The 20,718-nt window shown below is 51.9% G+C and carries 13 protein-coding genes; 4 read left to right on the plus strand and 9 right to left on the minus strand.

The window, feature by feature from the left end; translation table 11 throughout:
* Positions 1 to 187: 187 nt before the first annotated feature.
* A complete protein-coding gene (locus IPM52_02300) occupies positions 188 to 2,947 on the plus strand; it encodes a S9 family peptidase (GenBank protein ID MBK9290455.1) in 2,760 nt (919 codons plus the stop codon).
* Positions 2,948 to 3,078: 131 nt separating this feature from the next.
* Here IPM52_02300 and IPM52_02305 read toward each other — a convergent pair whose 3' ends face one another.
* The 8 genes from IPM52_02305 to IPM52_02340 form a co-directional block, all read right to left on the minus strand.
* The gene (locus tag IPM52_02305; GenBank protein ID MBK9290456.1) at positions 3,079 to 3,630 is read right to left on the minus strand and encodes a 2-oxoacid:acceptor oxidoreductase family protein; all 552 of its coding nucleotides are present in this window, start codon (positions 3,628 to 3,630) and stop codon (positions 3,079 to 3,081) included.
* A 9-nt stretch (positions 3,631 to 3,639) separates the two neighbouring features.
* Positions 3,640 to 4,425 (minus strand): 2-oxoglutarate oxidoreductase, encoded by a 786-nt coding sequence (locus IPM52_02310; protein ID MBK9290457.1) that lies wholly within the window; start codon positions 4,423 to 4,425, stop codon positions 3,640 to 3,642.
* 13 nt (positions 4,426 to 4,438) lie between these two features.
* Positions 4,439 to 5,527: a 3-methyl-2-oxobutanoate dehydrogenase subunit VorB gene (locus IPM52_02315; protein MBK9290458.1), complete on the minus strand. Its 1,089-nt coding sequence runs from the start codon at positions 5,525 to 5,527 to the stop codon at positions 4,439 to 4,441.
* 18 nt (positions 5,528 to 5,545) lie between these two features.
* Positions 5,546 to 5,773: a 4Fe-4S binding protein gene (locus tag IPM52_02320; GenBank protein MBK9290459.1), complete on the minus strand. Its 228-nt coding sequence runs from the start codon at positions 5,771 to 5,773 to the stop codon at positions 5,546 to 5,548.
* Between the two features lie 212 nt (positions 5,774 to 5,985).
* Entirely contained in the window at positions 5,986 to 7,335 is a 1,350-nt protein-coding gene (locus IPM52_02325; protein MBK9290460.1) for a pyridoxal phosphate-dependent aminotransferase, read from the minus strand.
* A 132-nt stretch (positions 7,336 to 7,467) separates the two neighbouring features.
* The gene (locus IPM52_02330) at positions 7,468 to 8,154 is read right to left on the minus strand and encodes an Mpv17/PMP22 family protein (GenBank protein MBK9290461.1); all 687 of its coding nucleotides are present in this window, start codon (positions 8,152 to 8,154) and stop codon (positions 7,468 to 7,470) included.
* A gap of 2 nt (positions 8,155 to 8,156) precedes the next feature.
* On the minus strand, positions 8,157 to 10,217 hold the full coding sequence (locus IPM52_02335; GenBank protein ID MBK9290462.1) for an acetate--CoA ligase family protein: 2,061 nt from the start codon (positions 10,215 to 10,217) through the stop codon (positions 8,157 to 8,159).
* 157 nt (positions 10,218 to 10,374) lie between these two features.
* Positions 10,375 to 12,168 carry a DegV family EDD domain-containing protein gene (locus IPM52_02340; protein MBK9290463.1) on the minus strand — a complete coding sequence of 598 codons (1,794 nt, stop codon included), beginning with the start codon at positions 12,166 to 12,168 and terminating at the stop codon, positions 10,375 to 10,377.
* Between the two features lie 280 nt (positions 12,169 to 12,448).
* On the opposite strand from IPM52_02340, the gene IPM52_02345 reads away from it, so the two are divergent.
* The 3 genes from IPM52_02345 to IPM52_02355 all read left to right on the plus strand — a co-directional run bounded on the left by IPM52_02345 (position 12,449) and on the right by IPM52_02355 (position 20,099).
* Positions 12,449 to 14,866 (plus strand): DUF5060 domain-containing protein, encoded by a 2,418-nt coding sequence (locus IPM52_02345; GenBank protein MBK9290464.1) that lies wholly within the window; start codon positions 12,449 to 12,451, stop codon positions 14,864 to 14,866.
* 189 nt (positions 14,867 to 15,055) lie between these two features.
* A complete protein-coding gene (locus tag IPM52_02350) occupies positions 15,056 to 18,625 on the plus strand; it encodes a T9SS type A sorting domain-containing protein (protein ID MBK9290465.1) in 3,570 nt (1,189 codons plus the stop codon).
* Between the two features lie 19 nt (positions 18,626 to 18,644).
* A complete protein-coding gene (locus IPM52_02355) occupies positions 18,645 to 20,099 on the plus strand; it encodes a hypothetical protein (GenBank protein MBK9290466.1) in 1,455 nt (484 codons plus the stop codon).
* 79 nt (positions 20,100 to 20,178) lie between these two features.
* On the opposite strand, the gene IPM52_02360 is transcribed toward IPM52_02355, so the two are convergent.
* Positions 20,179 to 20,709, minus strand: a complete 531-nt coding sequence (locus IPM52_02360) for a YceI family protein (protein ID MBK9290467.1) — start codon at positions 20,707 to 20,709, stop codon at positions 20,179 to 20,181.
* Between the last annotated feature and the right edge of the window lie 9 nt (positions 20,710 to 20,718).

Genomic DNA, 20,718 nt, shown 5'->3' on the forward strand with positions numbered 1-20,718 from the left:
AATTTGTGAAAGGTATTTTTCAACCTTTTTGTGACGAAAGGTTCTTGTTTCATCGGACTGGCCAGAGAAATGCCGTCGTTGCCTTTTGCAAATCTGTATCAACCGCCAACTTGCCTTGCAGCGCCGGAGCGGAAATCCTTTACTTACATTTGTCAGTAACTTATGGTTTAACTTCAATTTTCCCCACATGAAAAATCTGACCACCATACTGATGCTCACATTGCTGCCATTGTGGACAGCAGCTCAAAACTGCCGGGCGTTCAGTTTGCCTGATTACGACCGTTGGCACGACATTAACTCTTTGAAAATCAAAAACGACGGGAGTCTTGTGACCTGGGAATGGAATCCGCAGAAAGGCGATGGAAAATTGATCGTTTACCTCACCTCAACTGGTGCATACGATACCCTTTACCGGGGCTACGATGCGGCATTTCTGCCTGCAAATCAGGGAGTAGTGGCCAAAATTAAACCTTACAGGGAGCTCATCAGAAAACAAACCCTCGACGGGGTGAAAAAAGACAAGCAAACCAAGGACTCTCTGGTTGTGCGTATGTACAGTCCCGATACCACACTGAAATTGGAGGGCGTTCGTTCCTACAAAGTCCCGGAAAAAGCAGGAGCGCTTGTTGCCTGGCTGTTCGACGAAAACTATGGTCCGAAAGTTGATACGGCCAGACAGGACAGCAGCGCCAGGCCGGTGAAAAAACCAACGCGGCTTAAACAGGCAGGTAAAGTGTACACAATGGGAGTGCTTAATACCAGCACTTTAGAAACCATTTACTTTACCAATGTAAGCGATTATGCATTCAGCCGTGAGGGTGTGCTGTCGTACGTGACCCAGAACGACAGGGGCGACAGCAGCTTTGTGTGGTTATGGTCCGAAAAACAGCCGGCGCCTGTGCGCATTGATGCCCGTACGGGCTGGATGAGCCAACTTTCATCCGATCCGGCCGGCCGGCAATGGGCTTTCCTGCATACTGCCGACACCAGCAAACGTAAGATGTACAGCCTTTGGTATTACAACCAGTCCAGCCCGCCGGTGCGCATGCTGGCCGACAGCAACCACAGGTCTATACCAGATGGGTTGTGCATCAGCCCCGATTATATGCCCCGGTTTTCCGACGATGGCACAGCGCTTTATTTTGGTCTCGGGCGAAAACCGGCGCCATTGTCGAAAGATACACTCACACCCGACGAAAAGGTGAGTCTCGACATCTGGCACTGGAAAGATGGTCAGCTGCAGAGCCAGCAACTGAAAAACCTCGACAGGGAGCAAAAACGCACCTGGCTGGCCGTGTACTATCCTGCCAGAAACAGCCTTTTGCCCTTGGGTACCGGGCCGGAAATCGACCTGAGTCCGAACCTGAAAAATCACCCGCAGGTCATGATTGGCGTGGATCCACGTCTGTATGAGCAGCTATCGAGCTGGGAACAAACGCGTTATGCAGACATCTGGATGGTCAATCGCATCACCGGCCAAAAACGCCTGCTTTTGCAAAAGCACAACAGCATTTATAGCCTGTCGCCCGACGGGCTGTATTTGCTTTATTACCAGATACCCGACAGCTCGTGGTATAGCCTCGAACTGAAAACCAATCTTTCTTTGCGCCTAACAAATGCGGAAGATGTTTTTTATGACGAACGGAACGATATCCCGCAACCGGCTTCAGCCGCTGGCCTGGTAGGTTGGCGCGATGCCACCACGGCCCTTGTGAACAGTTCGGGCAAACTGTGGCTGCTCGACCTGACCGGTAAAAAACGGCCACAATCGTTCGCTGCACCCGAAAACACCATTGTCCGTGCCATTGTTGCCGACCGCGACGAACCATATCTTCCTGAGGTACTTCCGCTTACGATTTACCACAAACGCACTAAAGCCATGGCCATCGGACGTTTGGCGCTAACATCCATGCAATTCATCATGAACGACTTTGAGCCATTCCATTACTCCCGTTTTCAGAAAGCCAGAGAGCGCGAACTGTATGTGTACACCGCTGAGAATTACTCCGTTTATCCCGACTTGCGTCTTACAAATGACCTGATGCAGCCTGGCAGGCCAATATCCGATGCCAACCCCTGGAAAGAAGAATATTGCCGTGGCAAGGTTGAGCTTGTTGGCTGGCGGTCGTTCAATGGCGACCAGCTGGAAGGGCTGCTCTACTACCCGGCCAATTTTAATCCTGAGCAGGCTTACCCGATGATTGTGTACTTCTATGAGCAGCACAGCGACGGATTGCATCGTTACCTGATGCCCAGGCCCTCGCGCTCCACGGTTAATATTCCTGAATACACCTCGCGCGGCTATTTTGTGTTCACTCCCGATATACGCTATCGTGATGGCTTTCCGGGCAAGAGCGCCTACGACGCAGTGATCAGCGGCACCCAAAGCCTGATCGAACGTTATCCGTTCATCAACCCGCAACGGCTTGGTATTCAAGGACAAAGCTGGGGTGGGTACCAAACCGCCTGGCTCATAACGCAAACCGGAATGTTCAGGGCCGCCATGGCAGGTGCGCCGGTAAGCAACATGACCAGCGCTTATGGCGGCATCAGGTACGAATCGGGGGTGGTGAGGCAGTTTCAATACGAGCAGGGCCAAAGCCGCATCGGCGGGAGCCTGTGGGAAAACTTGCCGCTTTACATCGAAAACTCTCCTTTATTCTATGCCGACCGCGTTACCACGCCCCTGCTCATCATGTCGAACGACAACGACGGGGCAGTGCCATGGACGCAGGGCATCGAGCTGTTTACTGCACTCAGACGACTTGGCAAACCTGCATGGATGCTCAACTACAACAATGCCCCGCACAACCTCAGCCGGAGGGCCGACATGGAGGATTTCACCCTTCGCCTGCAGCAGTTTTTCGACCATTACCTGATGGATGCCCCCATGCCGGATTGGATGGAAAAAGGAGTTCCGGCAATTGAAAAGGCCCGACGACAGTAAGTTGCTGTAAGATATCAACTTAAAGTAGCACAACTAAACCGGCCGTTTATCTGGAGTGTGCTGCAAGGGACAAAAAAGGCTGCCAGATCAAGGAGGCAGCCTTTTATTGTTGGTGTTGGTTAATGAAGCATTTAATTCAGGCGGTAAGCTTTCAGGTTATCCATGCCAATGTGGATGGCTTGTTCGTTTAGCGGGATGAGTTTGTGGTAGCGTTCCGGCAAAGATTTTTTCAGGCCAAGGATCACATTCTCAAGTTCTACCACTGGTTTGACTTTAAGAAAGGCCCCGAGTACAATCATGTTGAAAATCTTGGTGTTGCCTGTTTCGGCGGCCAATCGCGCACCTTCGATCTGGTAGATGTTGATATCCGTGCGAACGGGATGACGGGTAATGCCGTTGGGGTCATAGAGCAGCACACCTCCGGGTTTTACTGATTTTTCGAATTTGTCCATCGACTGCTGGTTGAGGATGATGGCGGTATCGAAAAAGTTGAGAATGGGCGAGCTGATGCGTTCGTCGCTGAGTATGACGGTAACGTTGGCAGTGCCACCGCGCATTTCGGGACCATAGGATGGCATCCAGCTCACCTCCTGGTTTTGCATGATGCCGCCATAAGCCAGGATTTTGCCCATGGACAACACGCCCTGACCGCCAAAGCCTGCGATGATGATTTCTTCTGTCATACCTGTCGATTATTTTGCGTTAATCAAATTGCCATCAACCTTGATGTCGCCAAGCGGATAGAAAGGAAACATGTTTTCTTCCATCCATTTGTTGGCATCGTTTGGCGTCATTTTCCAACCCGAGTTGCAGTTCGATACGATTTCGACGAACGAGAGCCCCGGTTTTTTGTCGCGCTGGTTTTCGAACGCTTTTTTGATGGCTTTCTTTGCCCTGCGCACAGCAGCCGGGGTGTGTACAGCCTGCCGGCTGACGAAATAGGTGCCGGGCAGTTGGGCTACCAGCTCAGTGATTTTGAGCGGGTTACCCATCAAATGGGTGTCGCGGCCATAGGGCGAGGTGGACGACTTCATGCCCGGCAGGGTAGTGGGGGCCATTTGTCCGCCTGTCATGCCATAGATGCCGTTGTTGATAAAGATGATTACGATGTTTTCGCCTCTGTTGCAGGCATGGATGGTCTCGCTGGTGCCTATCGCCGCCAGGTCGCCGTCGCCCTGATAGGTAAACACGATTTTGTCGGGCCACACCCTTTTGATGCCTGTGGCAACTGCAGGTGCGCGTCCGTGCGCTGCCTGGGTCATGTCGATGTTCATAAACTCATAGGCCAGCACCGAGCAGCCCACAGGCGCTACGCCAATGGTATCTTCCTCAAGACCAAGTTCTTCAATCACCTCCATGATCACCCTGTGGGCTGTGCCATGGCCGCAGCCAGGGCAATAGGAGAGGGGCTTGTCGGTGAGCAGTTCTGTCTTTTTGTAAACCAGGTTTTCCGGTTTTACGATTTCTTCAAAACTTATGGTTGTCATTGCTTCAGCCTCCTATGATTTTTTCTTCCATGGCCTGGAGTACTTCTTCGGGGGTATGCACCACCCCTCCAAACCTTCCGAAGTGTTCCACTTTTGCACAGCCTTTCACGGCAAGCATCACATCTTCCACCATTTGTCCGGCGCTCATTTCCACAGCCAGCCAGCCTTTGACGCCTTTTTTGCAGTATTCCTGCAAGGCTTTGGAGGGGAAGGGGAAAAGGGTGATCAGGCGGACGAGCCCGGCCCTGATGCCTTTTTTGCGGGCCAGCTGAACTGCTTTCTGGGCGATGCGGGCACTTGAACCGTAGGCAACAAAGATGTACTCGGCATCTTCGCACTGGATGGCTTCGTACCGCACCTCATTTTGTTCGATGAGCCGGTATTTTTCCTGCAGATGCTTGTTGTGTTTTTCCATTTCGTGCGCCTCGAGGTCGAGCGAGGTGATGATCCGGCGTTGTGTACCTTTTTTCTTGCCCGTGGTAGCCCAGGGGTAACGCTCGATGACTTCCTGGTCGGTGAGTCGGGGAATCGGGTCGAAAAGTTCCACTTTTTCCATCATCTGACCGATGATGCCATCGGAGAGGATGAGCACGGCAATGCGGTATTTGAAGGCCAAATCGAAGCCAAGCTTCACAAAATCAGCCATTTCCTGCACCGAGGCCGGAGCCAGCACAATCTGCCGGTAGTCGCCATGTCCGCCGCCTTTTACGCTTTGGAAATAGTCGGCTTGCGAGGGTTGGATGGTTCCCAGTCCCGGACCTCCGCGCACCACATTGGCATACACACAGGGCAGCTCGGCACCTGCAATATACGAAAGACCTTCCTGCTTGAGGCTGATGCCCGGACTTGAGGAAGTGGTCATAACTTTTTTTCCTGCCCCTGCAGCTCCATAGACCATGTTGATTGCCGCCACCTCACTTTCGGCCTGCAGCACCACCATGCCGGTTCGCTCCCAGGGTTTTTCGGCCATCAGATACTCAATCACCTCCGACTGCGGAGTGATCGGATATCCGAAATAGGCGTCGGCACCGGCACGGATGGCCGCCTCAGCCAATGCCTCATTCCCTTTCATCAGACGAAGTTCGCCCATAATGCTTTATTTAATAAGTGATTAACTGAGTTTTACTTTGTAAACGGTGATCACCCCGTCGGGACAAACGATGGCGCAGTTGGCACATCCGATGCACTCGTCGGGTTTTTCCATATAGGCGTAATTGTAGCCTTTGCCGTTTACCTCTGCTGCCAGGCTGATGACTTCGGTAGGACAGGCGGGAATGCACACACCGCATCCTTTGCATTTCTGCACATCAACCACTATGGCGCCTTTGACCTTTGCCATGGATAACAATGTTTTTTATTTCACAAACAAATCTACACAATCGCTTGCAGTGGCTAAGCACCTGCATCAGCAAAATTGCCTGCCGGAACGTAATTTATAAGTGTTTTAAACAATTTATTTTCCCGGCCCTTTAAATTAGCTGTCATACGAACTATTCAGAGACGTCTAAGTTATTGAAAAACAATGTGATGCAAGGTAGTTTCAAATCTTGTTCATTCCGTTAACGGATGATCGGCATGGAAACATTTCAGGCGGTATTCCAGGTCGGGAAACTGCGAGGGCTGGATGAGCGAGGTGCAGGCACGGATGCCTTCGGTGCGCTGGCTTCCGGTGATGTCGAGCGAGATGGCGCTGATGCCATAGTAAAGCATTTCCTCCAGCAGATCGACACCGCTGAATCCCGGATAGGAATAGGTGAAGTAAAAGCCGTCGGCAATGGGCTTGTCTTCGTCCATATCATACACAATCCTGAAGCCGTTGTCGGTGAAAAGTTTTTTCATAACGGCGGCTTTGTCGCCATACACCTTCACAGCTTCCACGAAATTGAAAATGCCGTCGTTGGCTTGTTTGAGCAATGCCGTCAGGGCATATTGGGCTGAATGCGATGTGCCAGAACTGAGCGGATAAAGATTGCCAAAAATCATGGTGTATCCGAAGCAATCGCTATTGTAGTAGCGTTTCAGGTCGGGATAGCAGCGTGCAGCAAGGGCATCGCTCAGGAGCATCATGCCAATGCGCTCCCCTGCATAAGAGAAAGCTTTTGAACTGGAAATGAGGAGGATGTATTTGTCGGTATAGTGAGCCACACTGGGTTGGTAAGGAGGAAGTCCGGGCTTACTGTAGTCCTGGCGGAAGTCCATCCCGAAATAGGCCAGGTCTTCAATCACCACTACGTCATATTTGTCGGCCAGTTCGGCAATAATGCGCAGCTCTTTTTCGGTAAAGCAGATCCAGCTGGGGTTGTTGGGGTTGCTGTAAATCAGCGAGTGGATGTGGCCCTTGGACAAATATTCTTCGAGTTTTGGCCGCAGTGCATCCCCCCTGTAATCGTACACATCAAAAGTCTCATACTTGATATTGAGCACTTTATGCTGTTGCTTGTGCACAGGAAAGCCAGGGTCGATGAATAATGTGGTATCCCTGTTGGCATGAATCCGGCTCAGGGTGAGGAATGCCGCAAAACTTCCCTGCATCGAGCCAACGGTAGGCAGGCAGTTGTCCGGACTGATGTCGATGTCGAGAAACAGTTTTGCAAACCTGGCAATCTCCTGCTTCAGAGGTGCAATACCTTGAATATCAGGATATATTGCGGCAACTCCCTTGTTCAGAGCTTCAATCTGGGCATCAACACCTACCCGGGCAGGAGGCAGTCCGGGTATGCCCATCTCCATGCGGATAAACTTCTGTCCTGTGGCTTGTTCTATCTGATCAACCAGTTTTTTGATCTCGCGTATGGATGCCCGTCCGATTTTCGGGATGCCGGATTTCCTGATCAGGTCGTCAACTATTGTAGCATCTATTGGGGTTTTGGATCGGGTGGAAGAATGCTGCGCTGTGTGCATACCGTGATAGTTTGTTAAGGATTACACAAATGTAGGCAAAAGCCATAAACGCTTTGCAAACGATTGCAGCCATGGTCTAATTTAAAATGATTTTAATCTCCGGCCAAAACCGGCCGGTGGCAGAAAGCCGGGTTATTTCCGCTTCGCGGCCAGACTGAGTATCACGCCGAGTGCCACGCTCAGCAGGGCTGCAAACAACACCTGATGTTGTTCGGGAAGCAGGAAAGTGAGCGTATGCGCGGGGATCCAGAACAGCGGAATGGTTTTTTTGAAGACAAAATTCCAGAGGTTGTCCCAGTCGAGTGCAGGCAGGATGCGGCGAAAAGGTATGGGGATGATGAGCGCTTTCAGGCTGCCGTTGCAGGCAGCGATATGGGTGTCGGTGATGCGGTGAAAAGTCATCATCACAGGTGCATAAATGGTATTCATGGCAGTGCTGATGGACAGTGCCGTGATAAATGATTTGAAGCTCAGCGGACCGGCCAGCGAGGCGCGTGCCCCTTCCAGACCGAGGTATTCCACAAAAGTGGCAGTACCGGCCGAAAAGATAATGAAAGCCATTTTGATGGTGAGGCCGATGAAGCCCCATACCACGGCTTTGGGCAGCAGGCCGAAGCCCGGACGGTTGTATTCGCCTGTGCGCAACCGCAGGGCCAGGCTTTCGCCAAAGGTGGCCAGCAGGCCAAACTTGACAAAACTCATCCACATGCCATGCGCTTCGTTCATCGTGTGGTACCATGCGCCTGCCTGTGGTACAAAAAGAAAGAGCATGGCGATCAGCAAGAGTGCGAAAATGAGGATCAGGTCGGCTTTTTTCATGGTCAGATGCGTTCGATGCGTATTCTGGCGTCCACAGCCACCAGGGCATCAGGGGTGCCCAGGAGCGGGTTAAGGTCGAGTTCGGCAATTTCGGGTGCTGCTTCCAACAGCGCCGACAGGCGGAGCAACACTTCTTCGAAGGCTTCGATGCGAATGCCGGCTTGCTTGCGGTATCCCTGCAAAAGCTTGTAGCTCCGCAAACGGCTGATCATTGCCCTGACTTCTTCCGGACTGAGGGGTGCCAGCGCCTGCGAGAAATCTTTCAAAACTTCGATCATAATGCCTCCCATGCCACACAGGATGAGCGCGCCAAAGCTGCCTTCGCGCTTTGCGCCGGCGAAGAGTTCCAGGCCGCTCAGCATCGGTTGCATCAGAACGCCTGTGGCACCATCAATCTGCATCATCCGTGCAAAAGTTGCCTCCACCTCATCATGGCTTCTGATATTCAGCGCAACCCCGCCTACATCTGACTTGTGCACCGGGCCAACAACCTTCATTACCAGCGGAAAACCAAGCTGTTGCGCAAACTGCTTTGCTTCATTGGCTGATGAAACCACGGCCTCCGCCGCCCTGGGAATCCCTGCGGCATCGAGCAAAGCCTGCACCTGTTCGGGTGGCAGGTAGCCTTCGGCTGCATCTGCGATGATATTTCTTACTTTCTGATGATCAATGAGATTTGTGTTGTCGGATTGTGCAGCAGGTTTTGGGGTGTTTATCACCGCCGACAAAGCCCTGCCCAGGCTCACCTCGTCGGGGAAGTTGATGTGGCCCTTGCCGATGAAATAGTCAATCTCACGGGCAGCTGTGGTCACCGAGGGCAAAACCGGATAGATGGGTTTGCTGCAGCTCAGCATTTTATGGTGAAGCACTTCGTACACATCAAAGATTTCGGTCAGGCCCGGTGTGCCGAAGATGACCGCCATGGCATCAATCTGATCGAAGTCGTGTTCCACGGCATCTATGATGTGCCCGAGTTGTTCGGCTGTGCCTGTAGCCAGGAAGTCGATAGGGTTGCTGACCGATGAGCCCGGAAAGAGCTTTTCTTTCAGTTGCTCGGCTTTGGCTCCGCCGATGGGCGGGATCTGCAGGCCTCCGTTCGACAGGGCATCGGTGAGCATTACAGCGGGACCTCCGGCATGTGTTACGATTGCAAAGTTTCTGCCCCTGGGTTCGGGGTGCATAAATACCGAGGCCACAGCGATGAGCTCTTCGCGTCCGTAGCATCTAACGATACCGGCCTTGCGGAAAAGGGCGTCAACTGCGGCGTCGGGACTGGCGAGCGCACCGGTGTGTGATGAGGCTGCACGGCTGCCGGCCTCGCTGCTTCCGGCCTTGATGGCTGCGATGCGACATCCTTTGCGAATCAGGCTCGACGCATGGCGAAGGAGCTTTTGCGGCTTGCTTATGTTTTCGATGTAGAGCAGCTTCAGCCTTGGATCGCGCTCCGGATCGAAGGTAAGATCCATGTGTTCCAGTATTTCCTCTACCCCGAGCTGGGCCGAATTGCCCACTGAGAACACATTGGCAAAGCTTAGCCCTTTAGGGATGCCGGCCTCCATGATGAAACAAGCGGTGGCCCCGGAGCCGGAGATAAAATCGGCGCCTTTGGGGTCGAGCTTAGGGATAGGATAGGTAAAAATACTATGATGATGCGGGGTGAGGATGCCCACACAGTTTGGCCCGATGAGCGATGCCCCGTAGCGGTTTACCGTTTGCACAATACGTTCCTCCAGCTTGCGTCCTTCCGCGCTTTCTTCGCTGAAACCGGCCGAAAGGATGATGAAAGCCCTGGTTTGTTTTTCTGCTGCCAGCAGCTCTACCAGGTCAGGCGTATATTTTGCTGCAATTGCGATGACCGCCAGGTCGGTGGGTGGCAGCTCGTGCGGATCGCGATAGCTTGGTATGCCCTGCACACTCGTTTCTTTGGGGTTAAGCACATACAGCTCACCGCTAAAACCTCCGTCAATCAGGTTTTTCAGGACTTTTCCACCCGGCTTGCTCACATCGTTCGAGCCGCCGGCAACCACAATACTGTTGGGGCGAAGCAGTTGTCGGGTTATCATAAGGTTGCTTTGTTCAAAAATTAACAGTAGAACGCAAATGTAGGGATTGTGGCCGAGTTGCCTGATTTTTTCTCCTTATTTAGAATCAGTCAAATAAAAAAAGCTGCCGGTGGCAGCTTTGAGGATATAAAAATGGTTGAATGGTTAAGAGACTGTGTTATTCGAGCATGACACTCAGGGCAACTACGCCTGGACCCACATTGGCTACCAGCACTGGAGAAGCCTGTGCAATAAATTTGGGCTTGAGTCCGGTGAGGGCTTCCATTTGTTCGGCGTACCATTGTGCACCTTCTTCGTTCATGGCGTGCGAAATGGCATAGCCCCACACTTTTTTTCCTTCGATGAACCTGGCCATTTCTTTCATTACCAGCTTCATACTCGATTTTTCGGTGAGTGGTTTGCCAAACACATTGGTCTTGCCGTGGTTGAGCACCTCAACCACAGGCTTGATTCCCAGCAGTTTGCCAATCACGCCTTTGGTATGGCTCACGCGGCCCGAACGCACCATGTATTTCATGGTTTTGGAGGTTACCAGGATGCGGTTTTTCTCAACCCATTTGTCTGCTTCAGCTACAATTTCGTCGTGGCTCATGCCGTTGGCAATGCATTCGGCTGCCCGCAAAACGGTCAGGCCCAGCGATGAGGATACACGTTTGCTGTCGATCACAGTGATTTTTTTACCGTTTTCTTCGGCTGCGCGCTTAGCTGCATTGAGGCTGTTTTGCCAGGTGCCGCTCATACCCGAGCTGATGTTGATGCTGATCACCGAGTCGAAGATACCGCTCATGTGATTGAAACGGTTCACAAAGTCGTTGAAACCCGGCTGAGCCGATGTGGGTTGCACCTCGGAGGTTTGCATCTTTCTGAAAAACTGATCCGGCTGGATGGTGACCCTGTCGATGAAAAATTCGTCGCCGAAGTTTACGATCAGGGGTACAACCTGGATCTGATAAGCTTCGAGCAGGCTTTGGGGGATGTCGCAGGTGCTGTCGGTGATCAGTCCGATGGGATATTTACGGTTGGATGCAATTTCGTTTTGCATCACCATATCATCCACTTTTTTGTAAGTAATCTTGCCTATTTTGCCAATTTCTTCGAAGAGTTTCCAGGGTTCGTCGGTGTGGATGTGGATGCGCATCTTGCTGGATGAGCCGGCCACGACCATGGAATCGCCAAAATTGACCATGAGGCTTGCGAGGCTTTCGCGCGATAGATTTTCGCCAACAATCATGGCCTCAGTGCAATAGCGGTAGGTAATTTCCTCATGGCGGATGGCATCCACCGATTCGGCTACCTCAATCTGTGCCGGATCGATATTCACGGTTTCCTGTCCGTTTTCGAAGTAATTGAACATGCCTTCGAGGAACACCACAAAACCTTTGGCTCCTGCATCCACCACATTGTTTTTTGCCAGCACAGCCATCTTGCTGGTGGTGTCCATGAGCGATTCGATGGCTCTTTTCAAGCCGTCGAAGAGGAGCTTCAGAAAGTCTTCTATCTGATCTTTAAGCTGATAGATGTATTCTGCCCAGTCCTTGATTACGGAGATCATGGTGCCTTCCACCGGATTGGCGATGGCTTCGTAGGCATAGCGCACGGCCTTGTACATCGACTCGGCAAAGGCGCTCACAGTCAGGGTTTCTTCGTTTTTGATTTCGTTGCTGAACCCGTACAGGAACTGTGCAAAGATGATGCCTGAGTTGCCTCTGGCGCCATTGAGTGCGGCATCGGCCAGCGAAATGGCTGTCAGTTTGAGGTTGGGTTGCGGCCTGGCAGTGCTTACAATACTGCGCATCGTCGAGGCCAGGTTGGTGCCGGTATCGGCATCGGCCACAGGGAATACGTTGATCTTGTTGAGCAGCTGCTGGCTTTCGAAAATTCGCTGAGCCCCGGCCACGAAGCTGTTATACAGTTGAATGCCGTTGATTTCAGTGATTTTTTTCTTTTCCAAGGCGAGTAGTTTTTGTGAATGATACTTTTAAGCCCGCGCAAATATAGACAAACCTGCTTACGTCGGTGGATTGTCCAGATTATCAGAGTGTTTTTTATGTGTACAAAAATATCTAATGAATTGGCAATTAACTTGTTAAATAAAATTTAAATGGTTGCATGTGTTGATAAATTTTTTTCAAGGCATTGAAATTTAGTGTGTTAATAAATTAACAAAACGATCATTGAATCATCTTTGGCACGATTTGGGTTAGTCTGCAACATACGATTATCTTTGGCACATGCGATTGGCTTTTATCCTGATTTTGTGGTTGGTTAGTACAGTTTGCCGCTCTCAGGCACCTGTTGTCCTTAGTGCCCAGGTGTTGCATTTGCCCCGGAACCAGTACGAGTTGCTTGAGCTCAGGGCGGAGATAAGCACAACCGTGCTTGCGCTTTACGATTACGACTCCATTGTTTTCGGGGGCGTGTTTGTCAGGCCAGGCGGCGATACGCTGGTTATTGAAGGGTTTTATTATCAGCATTTTACGAATGATGGGAATCAGCTTATCGCTTCCGGACAACCCCACTTCAGGTTAAGATTCACGCCCGATGAACCAGGCAAATGGACGTATCGTTTATTTGTGAACGACCGCAACGGAAGCTGGCAAGGCGAAGCCCAGAGTTTTCAGATCTTGCCTGGTACGCGGCCAGGGTTTTTACGATTCAATCCCGAATCGGCGTACCTGCACCGGCCGGATGGCGAAGTGGTTTTCCTTGTCGGAGAGAATATTGCATGGGCCAATACACCTGCCGGAGGCGACAGCATGACCTATTACCTGGGGCAGCTGCACGCGCACGGGATGAACTTTGCCAAGCTGATGATGACTCCATGGGCCTATCAGATCGAGTGGATTGAAAGCGGTTGGCGCAATTATGGCGGCCGCCAGTTACAGGCCTTTATGATGGACAGCATTTTTCGCATGGCCGACAGCCTGGGCATCTACCTTCAGCTCGCCCTTTCTATTCACAACGAGCTCAACTTCGGATATCCGGCTGAGGACTGGACCTCAAATCCGTACAACATTGCCAACGGAGGTTGTTGCGCCAACGCCTGGGAATTTTTCTCCCATCCGGCAGCCCTGTCAGCTTTTCGCAACAGGTTGCGCTATCTGGCAGCTCGATGGGGCTACTCCACCAGGCTGTTTGCCTGGGAACTTTTGTCGGAGGCCGACAATTTTCCATGGTATCGTACATATCAGCAAGCCATTGCGCAGTGGAGCGCACAGATGGCGGCCTACCTAAAGCAGAAAGACCATTATCGAAGGGCTGTTTCGGTGGGTTTTGCCCTTGCTTCGAGCAATCCACAGGTGTGGCAGTCGCCGGATATCGACTTCACACAGCTGCACCATTATAAATATACCCCCGACATAGAGGGCGAGATAGCCGCACTGCATGCCACTTACCTGAAGTCGTACAACAAGCCGGTGCTCACGGGTGAATTTGGTCTGGGCCATGTGGGCGACTCGCTGGTAGTTTGGGATCCGGAAGGACGGGCGCTGCACAACAGCCTGTGGACTGCGGCAATGACAGGTTCATTCGGAGGAGTAACCCCTTGGTTCTGGGAGAATTATATTGATGCGCAGCAACTCTACCCGGTATTTACCCCACTTGCACGTTTTATGAACCAGGACGAAACCCGACCCGACCAGCTGGTTCCTGTGCATTTGCCTTCTGCTTCCGCCGAGTGCCTGCCTGTTGTCGTCAATCCCAGGTTCGACCTGTTGCAACGTGCGCCTTCCAATACGTTTGAGTTGTTGCCCGGCGGAATCATGCAGCCCGTTCAGGACAGCCTGCCCGTGTTTCTGTTTGGGCCGCAATCGCTGCTTGCAGGCCTGCGCAATCCGCCAAAGTTCAACGGTCATTGGCTGCATGGCGGGATGATGCGCATCAGCACAGGTGTGCAGGCCCTGAACGCAATCATTCAGGTCAGGGTGGATGGACAGGTGTGGCTTGAGCAAAATGCCCAGGCCAACACGGATTATGTGCTGTTCATACCACCAGGCACACATCAGGTACAACTCGACAATCGCGGTCAAGGATTATTTAGTTTGCTGGAGATCAATAAAATAACCTTTGAAAACTATGCGCCTTCCATTCGGGCATTTGCTTTGGCTGGAACCGACAGAGCGCTGGCATGGGTGCACAACCGCCACTCGCACTGGCAAAATGCAGCTACTGGAAATATCCAGCCTGCAACGGGAAGCATCAGCTTTCCTGGCTTGCAGGGCAGGTTTGTGGTGAGTTTCTTCAATACCTATTCCGGTGAGAACGATTCAATTAAGCTGATTGACTCTGGACGGGAAGCGTTGACGCTGCATTTTGATGCGTTGCCAGCCGACCTGGCACTGCGGATTGACCCGGCTCCGGTTAAAGTCCTGCCCGCCATGATGTCCGAAGTCAGGGTATTCCCCAATCCTTTTCACGATGCTGTTCGGATTGTTCCGCAACCGGAGTCTGGTCAGGTAAACCTGACCCTTATTATCACCGACCTCACGGGCAGGGTGGTTTATCAGAGCAATGCACCTGAAATGCCCGGAGGCAGTTTTTTGTGGAATGGCCGGACCAGCGATGGTTTTCTGGTCAGGCAGGGTTGGTACATCTTTCGTATCTTCTCGGACAAAGGTCTGGTAATCAGTGGAAAGATTATCAGATGGTGAGCCTTACGGGCCGATCGCGTCCGGGTTTTATCGCAAAACTGCGCACTCTTCAATCCCTCAATCTGGTTCAGAGGTTATTTTCATTTAGAACCACCGGACTTCTGAATCCAGAACCGCAACAGAAAGTCGACTTACATCACAATATCTTGTACCTTAGCCTCTTCAAATGATTACCCTTGCCCGAGAGATATGAAGAATCTTTACCGTTTCATGGCAGTATTGGCAGCTACCGGATGCCTGCAGCTTCATGCGCAACTGCCGCCTGGCCCACTACCCCTGAGTAGTGCCGATTCGCTCAAACTGATTTCGTTACCCGAATGGCCATTCGATCCCTCATCCCGCAGGATAAGTTTGCCAGCGGTGGTGGACAATTCCGCAACGCCCTACATGCGTCCGCTCATTGCCCAGGTGGGCCTGGAATGTGGTCAGGCGTCGAGCATTGGCATCATGTTTACATACGAAATCAATGCCAAGCGCAAGGTTCCGGGAAATTTGCCTGAAAACCAATATGCTACACATTTCACCTATAATTTTCTGAATAACGGAAGCAATGCCGGCATCAGCTATTACGAGTCGTTCGAGGTTGTGAAATATGCCGGCAATCCCTCGGTGGCCACTTATGGTGGCATGGCCAGTGGTGGCCCGTCGCGCTGGATGGATGGTTATGGCAACTACCTGGCTGCGATGAAAAACCGCATCGAAAATGTGTACAGCATAAAAACCAATACCCTCGAAGGCTTGCAAAAGGTGAAGCACTGGATTTACGATCACGGTGCAGGTTCGGAAAACGGCGGCATGGTGAGCTTTTATTCGCAGTTTACCAACCCTCCGAACGTTTTTCCGGCCGGGGTGCCCGAGGCAGGAAAACACGTGATCACCTGGTGGGGCAGCAATCCCGACCACGCCATGACCATTGTGGGCTACAACGACTCCATCCGCTGGGACTACAACGGCGATGGCCAATACACCAACCATATTGACCTGAATGGCGACGGCATCATCGATGTGCGCGACTGGGAGATCGGCGGATTCAAAATGGCCAATACCTACGGCAGCATCAGCGGCTGGGGCGACCAGGGCTTTTCGTACATGATGTACAAAACCGTTGCCGACGCCACGGGCAACGGCGGCATCTGGAACAACCAGGTGGTGCTGGCCGAAGTGAAAGAAAACTACATACCAGCCATCACGGCAAAAGTCGGTTTGACCTATCCTTGCCGTAACAAGCTGAAAATCATGGCAGGTGTTTCGCTCGACCCTATGGCAACCGCTCCGGAATACAGCCTGAACTATCCTATGTTCGACTTCCAGGGAGGCTGCCATCCCATGCAGGGCAATGGGGCTTCGTCCACCATCGAAATTGGCCTCGACCTTACGCCATTGCTGCGGTACGTGCCCACAGGTACACAGGCAAAATATTATCTGACTGTGATAGAAGACGATCCGGGCAATGGCCACAGTGGAACCATCAATTACTTTTCGCTGATCGACTATACAGGTCAGACGCCCGTTGAGACTGCCTATCCTCAAACCAATATTCCGATTCAGAACAATACGTTTACCCATTTACCACTTGCTGCCACCATCAACTATCCTGAGGTGACAATCGACACCTCAGCCATTCCACCCGTAAACCTTTATGTGCCTCAACAAATTCAGCTCCTGGCAGAGGGTGGCCAGGCACCATATTATTGGTACAAACTCTATGACGTCGCTGTGCAGCACGACCAGCAGTTGTTTTCCATGACCGGAGGCACGCCCTTGCAGGTAAACGGCAATGTGTCGGGCTATGCCGAGCTGGATCTGCCTTTTGAGTTTCCTTTCTATGGCGGGCGCTACCAAAAGATATATCCCACCGTGGATGGATTCATTATGTTCGAACCTTCGCTTTTGCCGTGGCCGTATTATTTTGCCGGCCGAAGCTATCTGATTCAGAATAAGATCATTGCGCCAGCTCTGTCCAAGCCTTTTCAGATTACCGCGGGCACGGATGGCATCTGGGCTGAAGTATTCGAAGATTATGCGATTGTCCGCTGGAGGTTGTCGGTGTACGGACAGTCGGGCAACGGTCAGGTGCAGATGGCAGCCAGATTGCATAGCGATGGACGTGTTGAGTTTTTCTATGGCAATTTCGATGTGGCCTCTTTCGTTGGGAGGTTTGCCGGCATTTCGGCAGGCGATGGTGTCAATTATCAGCTCATTCATGGGCCGGGATTTTTCACCCCCATTCCGCAGCAACATACTTTGTTTGTTCCACATTTACAGAACCATCACATTAAAATCAGCAAACAGGGCCAGCTCGAGATCATGCTCGAAGATTATACCGACAGCCTGTCGGTGCGTGTGCTGGTGAGCGACCAGAATGGCATAAGCGATGTCAAAACCCTGAGCCTCTTCCCGACGGGAATGGTCATCAATTACGACCTCATGGCAGGCGATGACCAGCAGATTGACTTTGGAGAAACGGTGACCTTGAATATCGGATTGACCAATGCCAATCCGTTTCCCGTTAATGGCGGACAGCTTAGCCTTCAACTCGAAGACCCGTTTGTATCCACGAGCTCAGGCGGTATTGCGCTCCCACCGGTAGCGCCCGGTGAGTCGGTCAGTTTGCCCTCCGCCTTCGTGTTCGATGTGTCTATGCAGGTGCCCGACCAGCATCGTTTTCTGGCCACGCTCAGCTGTGTTACCTTCGATGGAACGTGGACAAGGCCAGTCTGGCTGACAGCATTTGCCCCAAACTTCGTTATTCCATCCATTCAGGTGGACGATGGGCAGAATGGCATCCTCGAACCAGGAGAGACAGCAACCCTGATTGTGAACCTGCAGAATGCCGGGCATGCACCTTTAAATAATGTAGCTTTTCAGTTGCTTACCCAGGATCAATATCTGAATATCATCGAGGGGGCATTTTTTGCAGAACAGGTGCAGCCGGGTCAAACCCTGCCGCTTGCATTCACTGTAAATCTGAGTGCTGAGACACCTCAGCAACACATGATTGAATTTTTGCTTCAGCTGCAGAGCGACATGGGCTACCAGCGTCAGCTGAGTTTTCCGCTTATGACCAGTGTGGCGGTCGAAAACTTCGAAAGCGGCGGCTTCGGCAGTTTTGCCTGGGAGATGGCAGGCCAGGCTCCCTGGACCATCAGCACACAACAACCCTGGGAAGGCAACTACTGTGCCCGTTCAGGTGCCATCCCTCACAGCGCCTTCAGCGAGCTGAAGCTCAATTACAATGTGGCCTACGCCGACTCCATCACCTTTTATTATAAGGTGTCGTCCGAAAACAATTACGACTACCTGAAGTTCTACATCGGCGCGGTGCAGAAAGCCCAATGGTCAGGCGAAAAGCCCTGGACACGAGCCACTTTTCCTGTAGCCTCAGGTATCAACACTTTCCGCTGGCGATATGAAAAAGATAACAGCGTGGTGGCTGGATCCGACTGCGCCTGGCTTGACTATATCGTATTACCGGTACGTACCGTATTCACCTCTATTGATGAGCCGCAGCAACTTTCTCTGAAAATCTACCCAAATCCGGCGGGTCAGTATCTTCATGTCGAGTTTGAGGGAGAACCCAACACTGGCTGGCATTTCATGCTCCTCGATGCAGGTGGCCGGCTCATCCGGCAATGGCATTCCTGGCAGGGCGCAGCCCAAAAATTCTCATTTTCGCTCGATGGACTCGCAAGTGGCAATTACCACCTGATCTATTCCAATGGAAAAGCAGCATACACCCGAACCATTGTCAAATTCTGAATACCTCTCTGGGCATCAGATGCTTGTAAAACGCGGTCTTTTATACCTGCTTTTGCTGTTGCTGTTTGTTCCTGCGCTGCAGCAACTCACCGGATTTGTGTCGGAGCGTCCGCTTGCGGGGGCTTTCGAAATCCGCGACCTTCCGCGCATAGGCGATCTGGAGCTGAAAAGCTGGCTTAATGGCAGTTTTCAGTCCGATTTCAATGAGGCACTCGAGCAGCACATCGGATTTCGCAACACCCTGGTGCGCACCTACAACGAGTGGCAATATCATATTTTTCGCAAGGCCAATGCCGAAGGTGTGATTGCCGGCCGGAAGGGCGAGCTGTTCGAGGAAGATTACCTCAAAGCCGCATCGGGCATGTTTTTCATCGGTGAGGAACATTGGCAGCGCAAGGCCATGCTGATCCGCCGACTGCAGGACACTTTGCAGAAACTGGACAAGCGTTTGCTCGTGGTTTTTGAGCCGGGCAAAGGAACCACACTGCGGCACAAAGCGCCATCGCTGTATGCAAATCAGTTTCAAACCACTAATTACGATGCCTTGAAACAGGCCTTCATCCATCAGGGCGTGGCTTTTGTAGATCTTCAACAATGCTTTCGCGACTGGAACGACACCAGCCGTTTTCTGCTCTTTCCGCACACCGGAACCCATTGGTCTTATTACGGTGCCTGGCTGGCAGCAGATACGCTGCTGCGCTACCTTTCGGGCCTGATGCCGGGACAAATTACCCCCATCCGACAGCAAGCGCTTGACCTCAACCGGTCAATACGCCATCCGGATGATGATATCTGGCTGGCAATGAACATGTTGTCAAAACCTCCTTCACAGAACCTTGCCTATCCTGTGTTGCAGATCGGTCAGAAACCAGCACAACGGCCATCGGTGCTGGTGATTGGCGACAGTTTTTACTTCAACTGGCAGAGCGATGGCATCATGGATGCGCTCTCGGAAGGCGGAGAGTTTTGGTATTACAACAAAATCCGTTGGGACCACCAGGGGCGTGAGATCGGGCCGATAGCGGAAGAAACAAGGATTCCACTGGCTTTGGCACATGATCTGATCCTCATCATGATTACCGAGCGTTTTCATCAAAACTTTGCCTGGAAGTTCGACGAACAACTCTACACCCATTTCTTCGACGATCAAACCCCGCAGCGTCAGCGTTTTTTCAATGAGCTTGTGGCCGCCAACGAACAATTTACCCGGCTGATTGCCGATGCCCGCAAAAGGGGAATCGATCTCACCAAAAGGTTGTGGATGGAAGCCGATTACCTTATGTATGAGGATTTTCAGCATCATCCTGAGCGCTATACCAGCCGCGACGACCGCATTGCCATCACTATGATGGCCATCCGCAGCACCCCCGAATGGCTCGAAGCTGTAGCCCGGAAAGCCAGAGAGCGGGATATGGATCTGGAAACAATGATCAGAATGGACGCCGAGTGGATTGTGGATCATCAATCCCAGTAGGGGCGGTATCTGTCGGCCGAAAAGAAAAAGCCGGGTTTAAGATGCCCGGCTTTTTGCTTGAAAGATAGGTTGCTTGTTATCAGGCCTTTACAAATTGCACTTCAGCAAACACTTTGACCTCTTCGCCAACCAGCACACCACCGGTTTCGAGCGCCGCGTTCCAGTTGAGCCCCCAGTCCTTACGGTTGATGCTTCCTGAGATGGAGAAACCTGCTTTGTGTCGTCCCCAGGGGTCTTTGTTAATGCCGCCAAACTCTGCCTTCAGGCTGATTTCCTTTTCCACCCCATGCATGCTCAGCGTGCCTTTCAGTTCGTAATCTCCGTCGGATGCAGGCTGCAGCGAGGTGGAGGTAAACTTAATCACCGGGAAGTTGGCTGCATCAAAGAAGTCGGCGCTGCGAAGGTGGTTGTCGCGGTCGTCGTTGTTGGTAAAGATAGAGGCAGTCTCGATTTCAACTTCAGCCCTGGCAGAAGTGAAATCGTCGCCGATGGTTTCGACGCTGCCGCTGAACTTGCGGAATTCGCCTTTGACATTGGTAATCATCAAATGTTTCACCTTGAAGGTGATTTCGCTGTGCGATGGATCGATGGTCCAGATAGTTTTGCTCATACGATTTTT

The organism is Bacteroidota bacterium, assembly GCA_016715945.1.
Taxonomy (GTDB): Bacteria; Bacteroidota; Bacteroidia; order Bacteroidales; family F082; genus JALNZU01.